Below are 1,560 nucleotides of genomic sequence, written 5' to 3'. Positions count from 1 at the left end.
AACGGAGAGTTTGATTCTGGCTCAGGACGAACGCTGGCGGCGTGCTTAACACATGCAAGTCGAACGATGAAGCCCAGCTTGCTGGGTGGATTAGTGGCGAACGGGTGAGTAATACGTGAGTAACCTGCCTTTAACTCTGGGATAAGCCTTGGAAACGAGGTCTAATACCGGATACGACCAGTTCCCGCATGGGATGCTGGTGGAAAGGGATATGTACTGGTTTTAGATGGGCTCACGGCCTATCAGCTTGTTGGTGAGGTAACGGCTCACCAAGGCGACGACGGGTAGCCGGCCTGAGAGGGTGACCGGCCACACTGGGACTGAGACACGGCCCAGACTCCTACGGGAGGCAGCAGTGGGGAATATTGCACAATGGGCGCAAGCCTGATGCAGCGACGCCGCGTGAGGGATGACGGCCTTCGGGTTGTAAACCTCTTTCAGCAGGGAAGAAGCGAAAGTGACGGTACCTGCAGAAGAAGCGCCGGCTAACTACGTGCCAGCAGCCGCGGTAATACGTAGGGCGCGAGCGTTGTCCGGAATTATTGGGCGTAAAGAGCTTGTAGGCGGTTTGTCGCGTCTGCTGTGAAAGCCCGGGGCTTAACCCCGGGTTTGCAGTGGGTACGGGCTAACTAGAGTGCAGTAGGGGAGACTGGAATTCCTGGTGTAGCGGTGAAATGCGCAGATATCAGGAGGAACACCAATGGCGAAGGCAGGTCTCTGGGCTGTAACTGACGCTGAGAAGCGAAAGCATGGGGAGCAAACAGGATTAGATACCCTGGTAGTCCATGCCGTAAACGTTGGGCACTAGGTGTGGGGGACATTCCACGTTTTCCGCGCCGTAGCTAACGCATTAAGTGCCCCGCCTGGGGAGTACGGCCGCAAGGCTAAAACTCAAAGAAATTGACGGGGGCCCGCACAAGCGGCGGAGCATGCGGATTAATTCGATGCAACGCGAAGAACCTTACCAAGGCTTGACATATACTGGACCGCTCTAGAGATAGAGTTTCCCTTCGGGGCTGGTATACAGGTGGTGCATGGTTGTCGTCAGCTCGTGTCGTGAGATGTTGGGTTAAGTCCCGCAACGAGCGCAACCCTCGTTCTATGTTGCCAGCACGTAATGGTGGGGACTCATAGGAGACTGCCGGGGTCAACTCGGAGGAAGGTGGGGATGACGTCAAATCATCATGCCCCTTATGTCTTGGGCTTCACGCATGCTACAATGGCCGGTACAAAGGGTTGCGATACTGTGAGGTTGAGCTAATCCCAAAAAGCCGGTCTCAGTTCGGATTGGGGTCTGCAACTCGACCCCATGAAGTCGGAGTCGCTAGTAATCGCAGATCAGCAACGCTGCGGTGAATACGTTCCCGGGCCTTGTACACACCGCCCGTCAAGTCACGAAAGTTGGTAACACCCGAAGCCGATGGCCTAACCCCTTGTGGGAGGGAGTCGTCGAAGGTGGGATTGGCGATTGGGACTAAGTCGTAACAAGGTAGCCGTACCGGAAGGTGCGGCTGGATCACCTCCTTTCTAAGGAGCTTCAACATATTGGTTGAGCCACGC

1 rRNA gene is annotated in these 1,560 nt (G+C 55.7%); it reads left to right on the top strand.

Annotation, left to right across the window (positions count from 1 at the left end):
* A 16S ribosomal RNA gene (locus L6762_RS11840) occupies nucleotides 1-1,527 on the top strand.
* Nucleotides 1,528-1,560 lie beyond the last annotated feature (33 nt).

Origin of the sequence: Rothia nasimurium (genome assembly GCF_928381705.1) — a bacterium.
Classification (GTDB): Bacteria; Actinomycetota; Actinomycetes; order Actinomycetales; family Micrococcaceae; genus Rothia; species Rothia nasimurium_G.
This window is presented reverse-complemented; position numbering and strand designations above follow the sequence as displayed.